Annotated in this window: 15 protein-coding genes; 6 read left to right on the top strand and 9 right to left on the bottom strand. The window is 51.7% G+C overall.

Features of this window, described 5'->3' with window-relative positions; translation table 11 throughout:
- Nucleotides 1-6: 6 nt before the first annotated feature.
- The gene (locus tag MXMO3_RS09775; RefSeq protein WP_117395758.1) at nt 7-654 is read left to right on the top strand and encodes a hypothetical protein; all 648 of its coding nucleotides are present in this window, start codon (nt 7-9) and stop codon (nt 652-654) included.
- A gap of 327 nt (nt 655-981) precedes the next feature.
- On the opposite strand, the gene MXMO3_RS09770 is transcribed toward MXMO3_RS09775, so the two are convergent.
- The 3 genes from MXMO3_RS09770 to MXMO3_RS09760 form a co-directional block, all read right to left on the bottom strand.
- Nucleotides 982-1,269 carry a GIY-YIG nuclease family protein gene (locus MXMO3_RS09770; RefSeq protein ID WP_117395757.1) on the bottom strand — a complete coding sequence of 96 codons (288 nt, stop codon included), beginning with the start codon at nt 1,267-1,269 and terminating at the stop codon, nt 982-984.
- Nucleotides 1,270-1,974: 705 nt separating this feature from the next.
- The gene (locus MXMO3_RS09765) at nt 1,975-2,352 is read right to left on the bottom strand and encodes a DUF4342 domain-containing protein (protein WP_084634156.1); all 378 of its coding nucleotides are present in this window, start codon (nt 2,350-2,352) and stop codon (nt 1,975-1,977) included.
- A gap of 143 nt (nt 2,353-2,495) precedes the next feature.
- Nucleotides 2,496-3,251 (bottom strand): glycosyltransferase family 2 protein, encoded by a 756-nt coding sequence (locus tag MXMO3_RS09760; RefSeq protein WP_027835204.1) that lies wholly within the window; start codon nt 3,249-3,251, stop codon nt 2,496-2,498.
- Between the two features lie 155 nt (nt 3,252-3,406).
- Between MXMO3_RS09760 and MXMO3_RS09755 the strand changes: the two genes are divergently transcribed.
- From MXMO3_RS09755 to MXMO3_RS09740, 4 genes are all read left to right on the top strand, one after another.
- Nucleotides 3,407-3,811: a DUF1801 domain-containing protein gene (locus MXMO3_RS09755; RefSeq protein WP_117395756.1), complete on the top strand. Its 405-nt coding sequence runs from the start codon at nt 3,407-3,409 to the stop codon at nt 3,809-3,811.
- Between the two features lie 20 nt (nt 3,812-3,831).
- The gene (locus MXMO3_RS09750; protein WP_117396772.1) at nt 3,832-4,260 is read left to right on the top strand and encodes a DUF1801 domain-containing protein; all 429 of its coding nucleotides are present in this window, start codon (nt 3,832-3,834) and stop codon (nt 4,258-4,260) included.
- Nucleotides 4,260-4,718 (top strand): SRPBCC family protein, encoded by a 459-nt coding sequence (locus MXMO3_RS09745; RefSeq protein WP_117395755.1) that lies wholly within the window; start codon nt 4,260-4,262, stop codon nt 4,716-4,718. Before MXMO3_RS09750 ends, MXMO3_RS09745 begins: the two co-directional genes overlap by 1 nt.
- Before the next feature lie 240 nt (nt 4,719-4,958).
- Nucleotides 4,959-6,434 carry an AMP nucleosidase gene (locus tag MXMO3_RS09740; RefSeq protein ID WP_027835201.1) on the top strand — a complete coding sequence of 492 codons (1,476 nt, stop codon included), beginning with the start codon at nt 4,959-4,961 and terminating at the stop codon, nt 6,432-6,434.
- Between the two features lie 3 nt (nt 6,435-6,437).
- On the opposite strand, the gene MXMO3_RS09735 is transcribed toward MXMO3_RS09740, so the two are convergent.
- From MXMO3_RS09735 to aspS, 4 genes are all read right to left on the bottom strand, one after another.
- Complete coding sequence (locus MXMO3_RS09735; protein WP_117395754.1) at nt 6,438-7,157, bottom strand: hypothetical protein; 720 nt, start codon at nt 7,155-7,157, stop codon at nt 6,438-6,440.
- 4 nt (nt 7,158-7,161) lie between these two features.
- On the bottom strand, nt 7,162-9,453 hold the full coding sequence (locus MXMO3_RS09730) for an NADP-dependent malic enzyme (RefSeq protein ID WP_027835199.1): 2,292 nt from the start codon (nt 9,451-9,453) through the stop codon (nt 7,162-7,164).
- 122 nt (nt 9,454-9,575) lie between these two features.
- Entirely contained in the window at nt 9,576-11,216 is a 1,641-nt protein-coding gene (locus tag MXMO3_RS09725; protein ID WP_051213723.1) for an EAL domain-containing protein, read from the bottom strand.
- Between the two features lie 134 nt (nt 11,217-11,350).
- Nucleotides 11,351-13,123 carry an aspartate--tRNA ligase gene (gene aspS, locus MXMO3_RS09720; protein ID WP_117395753.1) on the bottom strand — a complete coding sequence of 591 codons (1,773 nt, stop codon included), beginning with the start codon at nt 13,121-13,123 and terminating at the stop codon, nt 11,351-11,353.
- Between the two features lie 178 nt (nt 13,124-13,301).
- On the opposite strand from aspS, the gene rnd reads away from it, so the two are divergent.
- Entirely contained in the window at nt 13,302-14,474 is a 1,173-nt protein-coding gene (gene rnd, locus MXMO3_RS09715; protein ID WP_117395752.1) for a ribonuclease D, read from the top strand.
- Here rnd and MXMO3_RS09710 read toward each other — a convergent pair.
- Both MXMO3_RS09710 and MXMO3_RS09705 read right to left on the bottom strand, forming a co-directional pair.
- A complete protein-coding gene (locus MXMO3_RS09710; RefSeq protein ID WP_117395751.1) occupies nt 14,471-16,015 on the bottom strand; it encodes a Ppx/GppA phosphatase family protein in 1,545 nt (514 codons plus the stop codon). The genes rnd and MXMO3_RS09710 overlap by 4 nt on opposite strands.
- Nucleotides 16,012-18,195, bottom strand: a complete 2,184-nt coding sequence (locus tag MXMO3_RS09705) for an RNA degradosome polyphosphate kinase (RefSeq protein WP_117395750.1) — start codon at nt 18,193-18,195, stop codon at nt 16,012-16,014. The genes MXMO3_RS09710 and MXMO3_RS09705 overlap by 4 nt, the downstream gene beginning before the upstream one ends.
- Between the last annotated feature and the right edge of the window lie 14 nt (nt 18,196-18,209).

The raw sequence follows: 18,209 nt of genomic DNA, 5'->3' as shown, positions 1-18,209 counted from the left end.
TTATCAATGAAATTTATTCTTGTTTACCGCGGGCCTCTCTCCTCAACACAAGCTGGAAGAAGAGGAAAAAAGAAAAGCGAACGTATAAACATCCGTAAGCAGATTTCTCCCCAAATGCAGAAGTTGTGGTCTACCAGTAAGGTCTTAACTGAGCTCCAATGGACTTCACGAGTCCCGCAAAATCCTGCCGAATTTCTTGGTAGCGGAAACGACAGTCCGCTGGCTCCATGGAAGAAAGCTCCCCCCAAACACCCGGTCCAAGCAGGCTACATAGATTTGTCTGCCCCTTTAACAAAGCATGGGAAAAAATTTCGGCCGTTGGTGCGCGAATCTCTAGGTTTAACTTGTACGTTAGACATACTTTTTCTTCGCCAAGAAGATCCCGGTGCCATCCTAAAAAAAGGGGGTGACATAGATAATCGTGTCAAAACCTTCGTTGACGCTTTAGAAATGCCCCCAGAAGACCTAGATGGAGATGAGACTGATGACATCAATTACCCGCTTTTGGAGAGCGACACCCTAGTTAAGGGGCTTTCAATTCAAACTGAACGTCTGCTCCTACCGGAAACTACATTTCCCAACGAAGTTCATTTAATTGTTGAGGTTAAGGTGCATGTCGAGCACGCGGGGACTTGGAACATGTGCCTATTATGAATCGATGGGCCGAATTGTCTAAAGAAATAAAGCTCATATGAGTTGCTGATCGTCGACCTAGAAAATTTCACCCCTAAGTCATCACAATAGCTACAGATTAAAGGTATAAGCTGATTGTGTGTTTGTGATTGAAATGGACCCCAAGATCAAGTCTTGGGGTGACGATGGTGGGTGGCGCTAATGTCGGGGAAACCACGCACAACATTTGATCTCGCGACAACTTATGTGGTTGCGAAGGCCCTCTCCACCTCCCCGTCATTGCAAGACTTGATCTTGCAATCCATTTGCGGGCAACCACAAAGCACCTACACGGCGACCAAAGGCACCCTAACCCGCAATCTCATCATACAATTCATCCCAACGCGGATTAGACTGCTCAATCAGTTCCACCTTCCACCGCCGGGGCCAGCCTTTGATGGTCTTCTCGCGTTGAACGGCGGCAGAAATGCTGTCGTGCTGTTCAAAATACACCAGAGATTTGAGCCGATAGCTATGGCTGAAGCCTTCAACCACACCCTCACGATGTTCCCACGCACGCCGCACCAAATCAGCAGTCACGCCAACATAAAGCGTGCCGTTAATTTTGTTTGTCATGATGTAAACCCATCCACCCATGCGCAAAAAATTGCGCGCAATTGGGCGCCAAGATCAAGCCTGGGGTGACGATGGTGGTTGGCATTGGAGAGGTGCAGTTGCAATAAACGCGACGTGCCGAGCCGAAAATCCATCTGGTTTCCCGACTTCGCAGAAATTACGGCGGTTATTTCCCGGCCAAACACAATCTAAAGTTAAATTCATGGCACAGCTGAAACATTCCTCCACACACGCCACCGCACGCAACACACTGAAAAAACGTCACAATTCGGCACGCGACTCAAGCGGACAGCTCTCTTGTCCTCCAAACCCACCAGCAAACTTATCCCCACCCCCAAAAGCGGTGGTATACTCCACCTATCCTCTGCCCCAAGCGGTTTGTTGACGGATAAACGGGGTATACCGCCCAAGGGCGGTGAAAGAGGAGGCAGTGGGCCAATCGGACGCGATGGGCCACGCGGCTTTGGTTGATGTCGCCCGACACCGAGGGCAAACCGTTGCAACATGCTGCAACGGTTGGGGCTATTGGGTCAGCACCCCAACACACCATTGCTTGCGAAAAAAGCTGTTGGCGCGAGGCGAACGAGACCTCACCCTATTGCGCAACACCACGAGTTCTTGAACGCCTCGTGCCCCGCAAGCTCAACTGGCGAAACCATGCGTTCCGCCAGCCAGTCAACGTGCAATATTGTTTTCAACGCGCTGAGAAACATGCAGCAATCGAAATTATTTCTTCTTCTTTTTCTTTTTGGGCTTATCCGCTGACATTTCATCATCGGCGAAACCGTCATCGCTCTCGTCCGTTTCGACATCGCGTACAACTTCAATTTTGACCCTGGCCATAACGCCGGCCAAACCGCCGAGAATGGCAAGCCATGGCGCGGCTAAAACCACAACGCCGCCAACCACCACGCTGCCTGTCAAAGGCACTTCAATCATCACATCATCATTGGACGAGCGCACGCGCAATTTGCGCACATTGCCTTCAGAAATCAGCCGCGTGATTTCTTCGACCAGTTTGTGGCCAGCCACTTCAACCTCTTCGGTAAAAGTTTCCCAACCGCCTTTGGGTTCGTCTGAATTTTTCCGTTTTTCATCAACCATGACATCCGCTCCTGTGCTGCCAATACATAAAGATGTAGGGATTGCAGCGACAAGAACAAGTTTCCTGATCGATAATAAACGCAAAAAGCCGCCTTGAAGTAAGGCGGCTCATTACAATCGGATACTTTACCCGTTGAGTTAGCTTACTTTTTTTCCTCGGGCCGCACGTCGCTGTATTCTTTTGTCGCAGGCTTGCCGCGGAACGTCACCCAAAAGAAATTCAGCACATAAACGCCAGCCGTTTGGAACACGCCTTCTTCCGCCAACCGGCGGCCAGAAGTACGCATGGGCAGCTTAAATGTCCACTTCACCGGGCCAACTTTAGAGAGGCGCACGGCAATATCCGTGTCTTCGCCATAAAACGAAATCGAGGTGTCATACCCCCCAGCTTTCAGCCAGGCGCTGCGCCGGATCACAAAATTGCCACCTTGGATCATGGAGCCGACTTTCAACACAAATCGGTTCAGCAGATAAACCGCATAGGAGATGCCATAAAACAGCCGCACCAAGAACTGGTTCCACAACGACAAATCGTAATAAATATAAGGCCCGCTCAAGCCCACCAACTCCGGCTGCTTTTCAAAGCTGGACAATACGGTCTCAATCCAACCCTCGGGCAGCTCAGTGTCTGCATCAATATTGGCCACCAGTTCAGCAGTTGAGGCATTAAAGCCCGCGCGTCGAGCATAAACCAGGCCTTTATCGAACTCGTCGACCACTGTTACGCCCTGGTCTTTAAAACTTTCGGCAATCTCTTTGGTGCGGTCTTTAGAGGCGTTGTTGACCACGATAATCTCGCACTCAACGCCGGACTCTTTCACCCGCTTAACCACGGATTCAAGGCATCGGCCAATCAACCGCTCTTCATTGTAAGCGGGAATAACAAAAGCCAATTGCATCTGTGCTCCTTCCGGGTGCCCGTTCAACGCGCCGCACACCTTGATAAAACAAATAAAACGTTGGGCGGTGCATTACACCATTTTGACTAAAGGTCAAACACTTGCCATCCAAAACCCACTATTGACCGCGCGAAACCTTTGGTGATGATAACAGTATGACAGAGATAACACCCGAACAATTCTTGCAAACGATTGAAGATCCACAGCGGCGCGCCGACTGCACCCGCATCCACGACATGATGCTGGCGGCCAGCGATTGGCCGGCCAAAATGTGGGGGCCGTGCGTGATTGGCTATTCCAGCTACAAATATAAATATCCCAGCGGCCATTCGGGCGAAACGTTCCGAATTGGCTTCGCCAATCGCAAAAACCAGATCACGCTCTATATCCTTTGGTATCCCGATAAGGATGATCCCCTTCTGGCAAAACTGGGCAAGCACAAAATAGGCAAAGGATGCCTTTATATCAAACGCTTAAGCGACATTGATGAATCAGTTCTAGAACAATTGATCGCGCGGGCTGTGCGCGAATTTGGCCAACGCCACGAAATCGTGGAATAATGTTTGTCGGGGGACATCCAATGAGCAAAAGCGATAACAAAACCCAGCAAACCAATGAGAGTGTGGATGAATATCTGCTCAAAATTGGAGACGAGCAAAAACGCGCCGACGCCTTCAAAATCAAAGAAATGATCGAGCGCCTGTCCGGCGAACCGGCTAAAATGTGGGGCAGCTCCATCATTGGGTGCGGCACCTATCATTATAAATATGAAAGCGGCCGTGAAGGTGATTTCATGCGCGTTGGTTTCGCCCCTCGCAAAGCCAATTTGGTCGTCTATATCATGAGCGGCTTTAAAGAATATGATGCGCTGCTGGAAAAGCTCGGCAAACATAAAACTGGAAAGAGCTGCCTTTATATCAAGCGCTTAAGCGATATTGATGAATCAGTTTTAGAAGAACTCATCACCCTTTCACTCGCCTATATGGCGAAAAAGTACCCGGAGCAATAATGCCGACCATTACCGTTTCTGAGCAGTTTAATTGCTCGCCCGAAATCGCCTTTGCGGTGCTAAAAGACTTTGAAAATACCCCAGAATTCATTGATGGCATCATCAACAGCACCATGCTGACCGAAGGGCCAATTGATGTTGGCTCTCGTTTCCGCGAAACGCGGATCATGATGGGCCGCGAAGCTGACGAAGAAATGGAAATCACAGAGCTCCAAGCGCCGAGCATCATAAAACTCTACGCCTTTTCGCGCGGCACTGAATATCACACCACCTACGAAATCACGCGAAATGAAAATGGCGCCAAGGTGACATTGATCTTTCAACCCAAGCCAAAAACTTTGATGGCAAAGGTGATGAGCGCACTTTTTTCGCGCATGGTCGGCCAAGTCGCAGATTTGCTGCAAAAGGATTTGCGGGACGCAAAGCTGGAAGCTGAAAAGCGGCAGGAACAGGCATAATCTGGGGAGGTTATTGGCCGCCACAATCCAGCACATGAGGGCTGCAAAGGGGGAGGAGCTGAAAAGCGGCGGCCATTTCGCAATCAAGGGCTGATTGATTGCTCAGCCAGATATGGGCATGCCATTGGGCAAATTAAAGGCTGTCACACGTTTGTGATCAAAAAAATTCAGAAGCTGCATCACTGGCAAATTAATGCTAGTTTCGACAAACGATAATTGTGAGATTTACAGGGTATTCATATGAACATTATTCAACCGCCAAGCCTCCCCTTTAAGAGCTTCGACAAAGCAAATGAGGCCGTTGAATATGTGAAGGAAATCTACGCTCGCAACACCACTTTTATCCGCGATGCGGTGCTCAAGCTGAACAAGGGTGAAGTGCCAAGTGGGCGCGTGCGCGCCAGCTACCCGCTGGCAAGGGTGCGCAACACCAGTTTTCAAAAAGTGGATTCCCACCTGCCGTTTGGCTTTTTGCATTCACCGGGCACCTATCAAACCACACTGTCCGATCCGGAGCTGTTCACCCATTATCTCACCGAGCAATTTGAATTGCTGCTGAAAAACCATGACTGCCATATCGAGGTTGGGGAATCGGATACGCCCATTCCGGTTCACTTCGCACTCGAGCCAAGCGACACGCTGGATGGCGAAACCTTCAATGCCTATGATATTCCACTGCGTGACCTCTTCGACGTGCCGGACCTCACCCACACCGACGATGAGATCGCCAACGGCACCTTTATTCCGCCCGCGGGCGGTCCCTACCCGTTGGCCGCGTTCACGGCGCCGCGCGTCGATTATTCCTTGCATCGATTGGCGCACTACACCGCCACGCGCCCAGAGCATTTCCAAAACTTCGTACTGTTCACAAACTATGGCTTCTATATCGAAGAGTTTTGCCGCACCGCCCACCAATGGATGGAGGACGGACATCCCGATTATGATGCCTTTGTTGAACCAGGCAACGTCGTCACCACCAACAAGCGCCTAGGCGGCGGCTCTGTTGGCGCGGCTCCCCCGCGTGAGCCGCAAATGCCCACCTATCACCTCAAGGCCAAGCACGGCGGCGGCATCACCATGGTCAATATCGGCGTTGGCCCGTCCAATGCCAAAACCATCACCGATCATATCGCCGTGCTGCGCCCCCATGCATGGTTGATGCTCGGCCATTGCGCAGGGTTGCGTAACTCACAAGCCCTTGGCGACTATGTGCTGGCGCACGCCTATGTACGAGAAGATCATGTGCTGGATGCGGATTTGCCGCTCTCTGTGCCCATCCCTGCGCTTGCAGAGGTGCAAGTGGCGCTAGAGGAAGCGGTCGCGGAAATCACAAATCTGTCGGGGCAAGATCGAAAACGCATTATGCGGACGGGCACGGTGGCCACTTTCGACAACCGCAATTGGGAATTGCGCGACCAAACTGAAATCGCCCAGCGCCTCTCACAATCGCGCGCCATTGCACTGGACATGGAAAGCGCGACCATTGCCGCCAACGGTTTCCGTTTCCGCGTGCCCTACGGCACCCTGCTCTGCGTGTCTGACAAGCCCTTGCATGGCGAACTCAAACTGCCCGGCATGGCCAGCGACTTCTATCGCACACAGGTCTCAAAGCACCTGCAGATCGGTATCCGCGCGATGGAGATTTTGAAAAAGCAGCCTGCGCATGCGATTCACTCGCGCAAGTTGCGTTCATTTGCAGAAACAGCATTTCAATAAGAATTAGTCTGCTGTGACCAAAACATCAGATATTGAAAAACCCGGCCAATTTTCACGTTGTCGCGCTTCGCACTTCAACTGAACGGAATAGTCGGACTGGTCTGTCAGGCTTAAATCCAAACTTGAACCAAGAGCTAGCTCCAGTTGGGACAGATTTCGTTTTGCATCAGTCATATTTGTGGTGGTAATTTGGGCACCGTTCAATGCGGTAAGCCCCACATCTTCGCCGTTTGGCACCATATAGGGCTTATTCTTCTCCGCCGCCCCTGGGTCATATTGGATCAGACCAATTTCAATTCGACTTCCTGGCAACGGTGGAAGAATAAGATATCGCCACGGCAATCTCTTTTCCAAGAGGCCGAACAACCACTTAAAGCGTGTTTGTTCTATAACGCCATGTGCAATATTGGCTTGAGACAGCTTTTGAGCAACTGTCTCAAGATCTTGATCAACACGAAAGAAAACACAAAATGCGCCACGCTCACCGGCTAGGTGGCGCTGCACCCATTCATGCCGCCAAGCACTATCATCATTGGTAATCTCCACGATTTCAAAGTAATCACGTCCAATCCAAACGTTGGAAACCTTAAAACCCGTCGCTGATTTCCCCCAATCGGGCTCAAAAGGTACATCCGCAGACTCAAGCTTCGATTTCAAAGCCGACACATCTTGGGCGCCCGCCATGTGCACAACGATGTGATCGAAGGGCACCCCGCTAGACATGGAATTACCCGTCTTGTTCAAGGCCAATGGCTTCCGACACAGCGACTGCAGTCATATTTACAATGCCACGGCTGGTCACTGATGGGGCCAGAATGTGTGCGGGACTTGCGGTGCCCATCAAGATCGGCCCAACTGCAAGTGCTTTATTAAATTCCTTGATTAAGGTCATGGAAATATTAGCACTTTCAAGGTTCGGGAAGATCATCAAATTGGCTTCACCTTCCAATGCACTATTGGGGATATACCGCTCGCGCAGCATGGCATTCAATGCCACATCGCCTTGCATTTCGCCTTCCACAACGAGATCTGGTGCCTTTTGCTTGAGCAGGCGATAAACCTCACGCATTTTCGCTGAACTATCACCGTCGCGAGAACCGAAGTTGGAATAAGACATCAGCGCGGTTTTCGGCTCAAGGTTGAACCGTTTCAAGTGGTCTTGCGCCTGCATGGCAATCTCAACCAACTCGTCAGCACTTGGGTCCATCGACACATAGGTGTCAGCAAAGAAGAACACGCCTTGCTGCAAAATCAACATGGAAAGCGCCGAAACATCTGACGAATTGGCGTCCAGCCCAATCACAGACTTAATATCGCGCACATGCTTGATATATCGCCCCTGCAAACCACAGATCAAAGCATCCGCTTCACCGCGCTTAACCGCCAAAGCGCCAATCACGGTGGTGTTGGTGCGCACAATTGTCCGTGCTGTGTCTGGCGTGACCCCTGAACGCCCGACAAGCGAATGGAACAGGTCAACATACTCGCGGTACCGCGGATCATCCTCAGGGTTGATAACCTCAAAGTCCTCACCTGGCCGCAAATGCAGACCAAACTTCTCGATGCGGTGTTCAATGACTGATGGACGACCAATCAAAATTGGCTTGGCAATGCCATCTTCCAAAACAACCTGTGTGGCACGCAACACGCGTTCATCCTCACCATCCGCGAACACAACGCGTTTCGGATCAGATTTTGAACGTTCAATGATGGGCTTCATCACCATGCCAGACCGGAAAACAAACCGTGTCAGGCGGAATTTATAAGCCTCAAAATCCTCAATAGGTCGCGTCGCAACGCCACTGTCCATCGCGGCTTTGGCCACGGCGGGCGCAATGCGCAGGATCAAACGCTGGTCAAACGGATTGGGGATCAAATAGTCAGGGCCAAATGTGGCGTCCGTGCCGGTGTTGCTTGCTTCCAACGCCGGCTCATGCGCCAGTTTGGCGATGGCATGCACGGCGGCCATCTTCATCTCTTCATTGATCGCTGTTGCGCCAACATCGAGCGCACCACGGAAAATGAAGGGGAAGCACAGCACATTGTTGACCTGGTTGGGGTAGTCAGACCGCCCCGTGCAAATCATCGCGTCAGGACGGGCTTCACGCGCCAATTCAGGCATAATCTCGGGGATAGGATTGGCCAACGCCATAATGAGCGGATTTGGGGCCATCTTGGCCAACATTTCCGGCTTTAACACGCCTGCCGCAGAAAGGCCGATGAAGATATCGGCATCTTCCATCACTTCTGCGGTTTTCGTCAGGTCAGATTTTTGCGAAAACGCCGCGCGCCAACGATCTACATCGTCCTTGCGCTTGTCGGTCACCAAACCGTCACGGTCAGCCACCCAAATATTTTCCCGCTTGGCCCCAAGGCTGATCAGCAAATTCAAACATGCGATCGCAGCCGCGCCAGCACCGGAGGTGACAATTTTGACGTCTTCAATCTTTTTCTTGGCCAGACGCAACCCGTTGATGACAGCAGCAGCAACAATAATCGCCGTACCATGCTGATCATCGTGAAAGACCGGAATTTGCATGCGTTCACGCAGTTGCTCTTCCACCTCAAAGCAATCCGGTGCTTTGATGTCTTCAAGATTAATGCCCCCAAAGGTCGGCTCAAGCGGCGCAATCACTTCCACCAACTTGGCGGGATCGTTTTCATTGACCTCAATGTCGAACACATCAATGCCAGCGAATTTTTTGAAGAGAACGGCTTTACCTTCCATCACGGGCTTTGAGGCCAACGCGCCAATCGACCCAAGCCCCAGCACAGCGGTGCCGTTGGAGATCACAGCCACCAAATTGCCTTTGGACGTATAATCCGCCGCAAGCGATGGATCTTTCTCAATCTCTTCACAAGGTGCTGCAACGCCTGGCGAATAGGCCAGCGCTAAGTCGCGCTGGTTCCCCAGCGGTTTGGTTGCTGTAATTTCAAGTTTGCCGGGTTTTGGCCACTTATGAAAATGCAGCGCTGCTTCGCGCAAAGATTGTTGGGTTTCGTCAGAATCCTGAGCCATCTAAGTCCCTTTCGTTCACCGATAATGGTGTGCCACCAATTGCAGCAAAAGAAAAGTGCAACTTATTCAGATTCGGTCAGTAAGGGGAAATTCTAAAGCGTGGAAAACGGTTAGATGCGCGCCTATGCAACATCTTCTTCGTCATCATCATCATCATCGTCAAACACAACGAGGTCATCGTCAAAATCATCGATCAATTTGACTTCCTCATTGTTCATCCGCTCTGCCAAGGCAATATAGCTATCGATGGGCAATGCCGGCGCAAACAAAAACCCTTGTGCCTGACGAATACCCTTGGCGCGCAAATAGAGCGCCTGCTCTTCCGTTTCCACGCCCTCAGCGATGATTTCCGTGTTCAGTTCTGTTGCCATGCCAATCAAGGCATCAACCACCGGCACGGGCACATTGCGATGGCGGATCAATTCCACAAACACGCGATCAATTTTAACAATATCAATCCCAAGCTTTTGAATATAAGCGAGGTTTGAATGCCCGGTGCCCGCATCATCAAGCGCAACCTTCGAGCCGAGTTTGCGCAAATCTTCGATGACGGCGTTCACGCCCTCCATATTGGATAGGGGTTGGCGTTCTGTAATCTCAAATACAAGCTGTGAATAACGCACAGCGGTGCCGCTAAAGATCGCCTTCACATCTTCCACAATCGCACCATCGCGGAAATGGCGCTCAAACAGGTTGATGCTGATTTTCAAATGCGGGTGACGCGCGCACAAATCTTCCAAATCATCGCGCACCTGCTCCATCAGCGACAAGGTCATCGGAATGGCAAGGCCGGAAAGTTCCGCATATTCAATAAAGGCGCCTGGCGAGATGATTTCACCATTTGGCTTTTCCCAGCGGATCAACACCTCGCACCCGGCGATTTGGCCGGTTTGCAGGTCAATCACCGGTTGATAACGCGGCTTAAGCTCGCCCGCCTGGATAGCACGCTCCAGATCAAAGGTTGGCACCTGTGAGCGCCGTACATATTGAATGCAAAGCCAAAGGAAAACGCCACTTGCTAAGCATGCAACAATGGTAAACCCGATTTTGAGGTCCGCATATTCAGCCCGCACCACATCCATCAGCACCGCAGCGCTCAATTTGATCGGCACGTTCTGCGCAACCTGCTCTACGAACAGGAAGTCGCGTTCCCGGTTAGGACTGTTGTAATAGGCATCCGGGTCACCAAACTCAAGAATCGCCAACCCACTTGTCAGTGCATATCTGGTCATAATGGCGCCGCGGATCGCATTACTCTGTTGCACCAACATTTGCACATTGATCGGCACGAAGGCGGAGACTTCGCGGCCCGGACGAACCTTTAAACTCACCTTGATCAATGGTTGTTCACTGTCCTGAATGCGCACAATCGTCATTTCTTGCGGTCCGGTGGGCATCGTCATGGTCGGTGTAATGGTCGAGTATTTGAACCCTTTGCCATATGCACTGCAAAGAACATTGCCATCGGTCGAATTGACCACCAATTGACGAAGCAAATAGTTGGACCGCATTTGTTCGGCGGCACTATCGATAAATGTGGGGGTGCACAGGGATGGGCTGCGGCTGACAATCGCCGTAAGCGAACGAAGCGCGCTATCCACGCTGCCCTGGGTCTCATTGATGATTGTATTGACTTGCTGCCGCAGCTCTTTGCTTTCGCGCATGCGGACATATTCATCCAACATGAAATCGACAGTTAGAATCGGGGCGAACGCCAACAAGGCGCACAAAAACATCAGAAAGTGAGAAAACTTGGCTTTCACCGTCGCCCTGCCCCGCAATTTAAGCCACTGAAATTATTTATACCCTAGCGGGCTTAACACAGGATTAACCACGTCCAAAGCAAAACGGCGCCCCCAAAGGAGACGCCGCTTCAAATTCGATTTATCGAAATCGCCTATTCTTTCGGCAAATTCAACCGGATATGCAATTCACGCAACTGACGGGCGGAAACGTCTGATGGCGCATCCATCAGCAAATCTTCGGCCTGTTGGTTCATTGGGAATGCGGTCACTTCGCGAAGGTTTTCTTCGCCACATAGCAACATCACAATCCGGTCAATACCTGGGGCAATACCACCGTGTGGCGGTGCGCCATATTCCATGGCCCGCAACATGCCGCCAAATTTGTCATAAAGAACAGCCTCGTCATAACCAGCAATGTCGAATGCCTTCTTCATGATTTCTGGGCGGTGGTTCCGGATCGCGCCAGAGCTCAACTCAAAACCGTTACACACAATGTCATATTGATAAGCATTGATGGTCAATGGATCTTGGTTTTCCAAGGCCTCTAGGCCACCTTGCGGCATGGAGAATGGGTTGTGTGAGAAATCGACTTTCTTCTCGTCTTCGTCCCACTCAAACATAGGGAAATCAACAATCCAGCACAGCTCAAACCGATCCTTGTCGATCAAATCAAGCTCTTGCCCTGCCCGTGTCCGCGCAGCGCCAGCAAAGCTGACGAACTTGGATGGCAGGCCGCATACGAAGAAGACTGCATCGCCATCTTTCAGACCAAGCTGATCACGGATAGCTGCCGTGCGCTCTGGGCCAATATTCTTCGCAACTGGGCCAGCGCCCTCACCGTCACGGAAGAAGATATAGCCAAGGCCAGGCTGGCCTTCATGCTGTGCCCATTTGTTCATGCGGTCGCAGAATGCGCGCGAGCCACCCGTTGGTGCAGGGATCGCCCACACTTCAACTTTGGGGTCGTTGGCGATCTGGTTGGCGAAAATGCCAAAGCCAGAGCCGTCAAAATGCGCGGTCACGTCCTGCATCTCAATCGGGTTCCGCAAGTCTGGCTTGTCGTTACCATATTTGCGCATGGATTCTGCATAAGGAATGCGCGGGAATTCTTGGGTGACGGGCTTGCCTTCACCAAATTCTTCAAACACACCACGCAACACAGGCTCAATCGCTTGGAACACGTCTTCTTGTTCCACAAAGCTCATCTCGATATCGAGCTGATAGAACTCGCCAGGAGACCGGTCGGCCCGCGCATCTTCGTCGCGGAAACAAGGGGCGATTTGGAAATAACGGTCAAAGCCGGAAATCATCAACAATTGCTTGAACTGCTGCGGCGCTTGCGGCAGAGCGTAAAACTTGCCGGGATGCAGACGTGATGGCACCAAAAAGTCCCGCGCGCCCTCAGGGCTCGATGCGGTCAAAATCGGTGTTTGATATTCCATAAAGCCTTGGTCGACCATGGTGCTGCGCAAATGCGAAATGATCTTTGAGCGCATCACGATATTGTTGTGAATACGTTCACGGCGCAAATCAAGGAAGCGATATTTCAGGCGGATATCCTCGGGATATTCCTGCTCACCAAACACCGGCATCGGCAATTCTTTTGCCGCACCCAAAACTTCCATCTCGCGAATATAGATTTCAACTTCGCCGGTTGAGAGGTCTTTGTTTACAGTTTCGGCGCTACGGGCTTTCACCTCGCCATCCACGCGAACAACATATTCAGAGCGGACTTTTTCAGCCAATTCAAACGCATCAGAATCAGGATCAATCACGCACTGGGTCATGCCATAATGGTCACGCAAATCGATGAACAATAGACCGCCATGGTCCCGGATGCGGTGCACCCAACCTGATAGGCGAACCTTCTCATCCACATGGTCTTTATTTAATTCAGCACAAGTGTGGCTACGATATAGATGCATCTAATCCAATCCCGGAATTTTTGGGGCAATTTTGCTGGCGAAAAGCGCACGCCATGCCCGATTTGTCAAGCATCTCATACGTTTTTCATTCTGCTCTTGCAAGTCAGCATCATTTCCAGCCATTATCGGCGCAACAAATAGCCTCGCAAGAACCGCGCAAAAATAACTGAAAGCACCTATGCATATAATTACTGAAACGTCCGAACTGGCCAGATTTTGTCAGGCTGCAACTGCCCATCCTTACGTCACAGTCGATACTGAATTTTTGCGCGAGACCACCTATTGGCCCAAACTATGCTTGGTGCAAATGGCAACGCCCGACGAGGCCGTAATTGTAGACCCGATCGGTACTGACATTGACCTGGCGCCGATGTTGGAACTGTTCGCCAATGAAGATGTGGTCAAGGTCTTTCACGCAGCCAAGCAGGATGTGGAGATTTTCGTCAATCTTTCCGGTGAGGCGCCTAAATCCTTGTTCGACACTCAAGTGGCAGCCGCCGTTTGCGGCTTTGGCGACAGCATTTCCTACGACAATATGGTGCGGCAAATCACCGGGGCTCAAGTGGATAAAAGCTCCCGCTTTACCAACTGGTCCCACCGCCCATTGACGGAAAAGCAACTCACCTATGCCCTTGGCGATGTCACCCATTTGCGCGACTGCTATTTGCACATTGTCGCCGAATTAGACAAACGCGATCGCTGGGCGTGGATCAATGACGAGTTGAAGGCGCTTATGCAACCGGAAAACTATGTGGTGATGCCTGAAAATGCGTGGAAACGCATGAAGATGAAGGTCAATCGTCCACGCGACTTTGCCCTGTTGAAGATGCTCGCGGCATGGCGGGAAGAAAAGGCGCAGAAACAGAATGTGCCACGAGGCCGCGTATTGAAGGATGAGGCCCTGTTCGAATTATCGCAGCAGCAACCCACCAACCCAAAAGCGTTTGACCGCCTCCGCGCCTTTTCAAATGGCTTCGGACGGTCCAGCACGGCCGCTGAACTGATCAAGATCGTAGAAGCGGCAAAAGAATTGGACAAATCTGAACTGCCCAAAATTCCCCGCAAGCCAAACGGCCCCTCACCCAAAGGCGCCATTGGCGATTTGTTGCGCGTGTTGCTGAAAGCAGTGAGCGAACAAGAGGGCGTGGCCCCGCGTATCATCGCCACCAGCGATGACATCGATTCAATCGTTTTGTCAGATCAAGCCGATGTGGCCGCCTTGACGGGCTGGCGCGCCGAAGTGTTTGGCGAAAAGGCACTGGCAATCAAACATGGAAAAATGGCTCTGGGCGCCACAAGCGAAGGCATTGTGCCGGTCAAAGTTGACCTGGCCCCAGAGGAAATTGACTAATTGATGCGAATCTCAGCTTGCCGATCCACAAGACTGGCAAGCTGATCAAAGCGTCGGATCATCTTTTCCGCCGCCAAAAATTCCAATCCCTTCGGGATGCATAAATAGAGTTTTTCGTCATCGGCCAGCCAAGACAGCTGGTTTAAAACACCCGGCATAGCTGCGGAGAGCAGATAGGCAACCCGATAGATCGCGGCAACCATCAACGCATGATCGCGATGGCTCTCTTTGCACAGATTGAGAATATGATCATGGCCGAGCTTTTTGGCCTTCAACCCATTGTAACGAGCCGCCAAGACCATGGCGATATAGGCCCGTTCTGCATGATCAAGCCCCACAAATGATCCAAGGGTGACCAGATCCACTGCCTGCGCGCCACGATAATCTGGATGTCCGCGCCACGACACGTCCGACAGCAAACACGCCGCTTCGCGCAAACGCTTCAGCGCACCACTCTCTTCAATTTGCAATTGTGTGAAAAACGCCGAGGTGAACGCGGATAGATCGGCACTGTGCGCCGGGGCGCGAGAGCGGAGCAACGAATAGTCCCGACAGGCCAATAAAAGAGGGTCCGCCCGCTGATCATCATCGCTCAATTGACCAAACAGATAGCCTTCACGCAGGCCCAATGCCGAGAATTTTACCGATGAAAACGCGCCAATCTCCAGCACCGCCTTTAGCGCCGCAGCACCGAAGGGCAGCAATGTGCGCCGGTTCGACGATAGGCTTTGTGCCTCTTCAGGCAGCTCGCCTTTCTTAGCGCGCTTCAAAACATGGTCACAAAGGGCCAGCATATCCGGCGCATCCACGCGATATCCCTGCACCATGCTGAGCGGATATTCATGGGTGATCTGATGCAGTTTTGCCAAAGCACGCCACGTGCCGCCAATGGCAACAAATTCCGGCAAATGCTGATTTCGAATTAATGGCGATTGTTCAAGCTGCTTGCGCGCAAGCTCGAGCGCCTTTAGCGCATCATCGTCACTGTCATCTTGCAGCCGGATAGCGCCCAAAGTGTAGCTTTCACCGCCGAAAACATTGTCGCCATCAAGGCCTGCCAGTTCAAGACTGCCGCCCCCAAAATCGCCTAGCAATCCTCTCTGGTTGGGCATACCGGCCAAGGTGCCAAGCGCCGCATAATGTGCTTCCTCCTCACCAGAAAGGATTTGCACCTCAACGCCCATAATTTCTTGCACTGCTGTGATAAATTCGGCGCCATTTTTGGCGTCGCGCGTCGCCGCGGTCGCCAATACATAAAGTGTTTCGACCTTGGTGAGCTCACACACCATGGCAAACCGGCGCATTCCCGTCAGCGCACGCTCAACCCCTTTGGCGTTGAGTTCGCCAGAATGGGCAATACCGCGTCCAAGACCGCACGCTACTTTTTCATTATAAAGTGGGGTGAGCGCCCGAACATGGCGCTCATAGATGACCAAACGAACAGAGTTGGACCCGATGTCCAATACAGCAATGGGATTGTCCCCACCGATACGCCCTTGCGCTGTGGGCTTACGCAACGCTTTTACAAAGCTTTTGATCAATCCTCGTCCTCATCATGACGACCATCCTGAGACAGTGCACTGCCCCGGCCTGAGAGCGACGGATTATTCATGAAATATTCCTGCGCATTAAAGACCGGTTCGTCTTCGAGCGGTTCGATCCGCCGCGATGTGCCATCTGGCAACACTTCCCAGCTTTGCTGATTGTCATTGATGTTGGCAACCATAATCCGATCAAGCACCTGCTTATGAACGGTTTTGTTGAACAGTGGCACAAGGGCCTCCACGCGACCGTCAAGATTACGCGGCATTAGATCGGCAGAGGAGATAAACACTGCTGCCTTGCGTGACGGCATTTCATGCCCTCGCCCAAAACAGAAAATCCGCGAATGTTCAAGAAAGCGCCCGACAATCGACTTAACACGAATTTTATCGGAAAAGCCCGGAATACCGGGCCGCAAACAGCAAATACCGCGCACCACAAGCTCAATTTCCACCCCAGCCTGCGATGCCACATAAAGCGCATCAATTATGTGCGGATCTACCAATGAGTTCATTTTGAACCAAATTGTTGCTGGCTTCCCTGCCTTGGCATATTCAATTTCAGCGTCAATATGCTCCAAAAGGGTTTCGCGCAACGACATGGGCGACACCGAAATGCACTCAAGGCCAGACGGTCTGGCATAGCCTGTCACAAAGTTAAACACCCGCGCCACATCGCGCGTGATCGCCCCGTTGGAGGTGAAATAGGACAAGTCGGTGTAAATCTTAGCGGTGATCGGGTGATAGTTGCCCGTGCCGATATGGCAATAGGACACCAGCTTGCCCTTCTTCTCCCGGCGGACCACTTGGCTCAATTTGGCGTGGGTTTTCCAGTCGATAAACCCAAACACGACTTGCACGCCGGCCCGCTCCAAATCACGCGCCCAGCGAATATTCGCCTCTTCATCAAACCGCGCCTTAAGCTCCACAAGCGCGGTGACCGACTTGCCCGCTTCCGCCGCCTGAATCAGGGCTTTGACAATCGGGCTATCGTTAGAGGTGCGGTAAAGCGTTTGCTTGATGGCCACTACATCTGGATCAGACGCCGCTTGCTTGAGGAATTGCGCAACAATATCGAAGCTTTCATAGGGGTGATGCACCACAATATCTTTTTGCTTGATCGCCGCAAAGCAATCCCCGTTGTGATCGCGCACACGCTCTGGAAAGCGGGCATTAAACGGCTGGAACTTCAGTTTTGGCCGTTCAATATCGCAAAGCTTGGACGCATCCGCGAGGGCCAGAAAGCCCTCGACCTCAAATGTATCTTCAATACCCACATGCAGTTCGTCAGCAATACGACGACGCAAGCCGCGCGGCATAGAGCGTTCAATTTCCAGCCGGATCACCTGGCCGCGGCGACGCTGCTTCAACGCCGACTCAAACTCCACCACCAGATCAGCGGCTTCATCATCAATCTCCATTTCGCTATCGCGAATAAGCCGAAAAGCGCCCGCCCCAACCACTTCATAACCGGGAAACATGCGCTCAAAAAACAGATTGATCAGCGTTTCAATCGTGACCATTTCGATGCGTTTGCCCGTGGTCAAATCCTGCGGCAAAAACACAAACCGATCCATGTTCTGGGGCACGCGCACCAAGGCAGTGAGCGTATGATCTTCGCCCGGCTGCTGCAATTCAAAGGCGAGCGAAAAGCCCAGATTGGGAATAAAGGGGAATGGATGCGCCGGGTCCACCGCCATAGGCGTCAGCACCGGAAAAATCTCTTCCTGGAACAATTCTTCTAAATATTTGAGCTGCTTGGGGCCAAGATCTTCAGTGTCCAACAACACAATTTCATGCTCTGCCAGTTCATTGCGAATGGACCGCCAGCTATCTTGCTGCTCCAAATGCAGATGTTGCGCTAACGCCGCAATCTCTTCCAATTGTTCAGACGCGGTCATGCCATCGTCGCTCAACCGGGTCACCCCCGCACGCAATTGGCCTTTGAGCCCTGCTACCCGGACCATGAAAAACTCATCAAGGTTGCTGGCGGAAATCGAGACAAAGCGAAGGCGTTCAAGCAAAGGATGATTTTTGTTCCCCGCCTCTTCCAACACCCGCATATTAAATTGCAGCCACGACACCTCACGGTTCACAAAACGCGCAGGGCTTTTTGACAGCACTTCAATATCAGGGGCTTCGCTCTCCGGCATATCTGCCAGATTCATCATCTCATCCATAATTCACATCCAAC

It is taken from the genome of Maritalea myrionectae (assembly GCF_003433515.1).
In the GTDB taxonomy this organism is placed as follows: domain Bacteria; phylum Pseudomonadota; class Alphaproteobacteria; order Rhizobiales; family Devosiaceae; genus Maritalea; species Maritalea myrionectae.
This window is presented reverse-complemented; position numbering and strand designations above follow the sequence as displayed.

What these genes read in the sequence shown, in the direction of transcription:
- MXMO3_RS09745 (WP_117395755.1), top strand. Translation starts at nt 4,260, where the DNA reads ATGCCGACCATTACCGTTTCTGAGCAGTTTAATTGCTCGCCCGAAATC.
- MXMO3_RS09760 (WP_027835204.1), bottom strand. Translation starts at nt 3,251, where the DNA reads ATGCAATTGGCTTTTGTTATTCCCGCTTACAATGAAGAGCGGTTGATT.
- MXMO3_RS09770 (WP_117395757.1), bottom strand. Translation starts at nt 1,269, where the DNA reads ATGGGTGGATGGGTTTACATCATGACAAACAAAATTAACGGCACGCTT.
- MXMO3_RS09735 (WP_117395754.1), bottom strand. Translation starts at nt 7,157, where the DNA reads ATGTCTAGCGGGGTGCCCTTCGATCACATCGTTGTGCACATGGCGGGC.
- MXMO3_RS09775 (WP_117395758.1), top strand. Translation starts at nt 7, where the DNA reads ATGAAATTTATTCTTGTTTACCGCGGGCCTCTCTCCTCAACACAAGCT.
- MXMO3_RS09750 (WP_117396772.1), top strand. Translation starts at nt 3,832, where the DNA reads ATGAGCAAAAGCGATAACAAAACCCAGCAAACCAATGAGAGTGTGGAT.
- MXMO3_RS09755 (WP_117395756.1), top strand. Translation starts at nt 3,407, where the DNA reads ATGACAGAGATAACACCCGAACAATTCTTGCAAACGATTGAAGATCCA.
- MXMO3_RS09730 (WP_027835199.1), bottom strand. Translation starts at nt 9,453, where the DNA reads ATGGCTCAGGATTCTGACGAAACCCAACAATCTTTGCGCGAAGCAGCG.
- rnd (WP_117395752.1), top strand. Translation starts at nt 13,302, where the DNA reads ATGCATATAATTACTGAAACGTCCGAACTGGCCAGATTTTGTCAGGCT.
- aspS (WP_117395753.1), bottom strand. Translation starts at nt 13,123, where the DNA reads ATGCATCTATATCGTAGCCACACTTGTGCTGAATTAAATAAAGACCAT.
- MXMO3_RS09740 (WP_027835201.1), top strand. Translation starts at nt 4,959, where the DNA reads ATGAACATTATTCAACCGCCAAGCCTCCCCTTTAAGAGCTTCGACAAA.
- MXMO3_RS09705 (WP_117395750.1), bottom strand. Translation starts at nt 18,195, where the DNA reads ATGGATGAGATGATGAATCTGGCAGATATGCCGGAGAGCGAAGCCCCT.
- MXMO3_RS09765 (WP_084634156.1), bottom strand. Translation starts at nt 2,352, where the DNA reads ATGGTTGATGAAAAACGGAAAAATTCAGACGAACCCAAAGGCGGTTGG.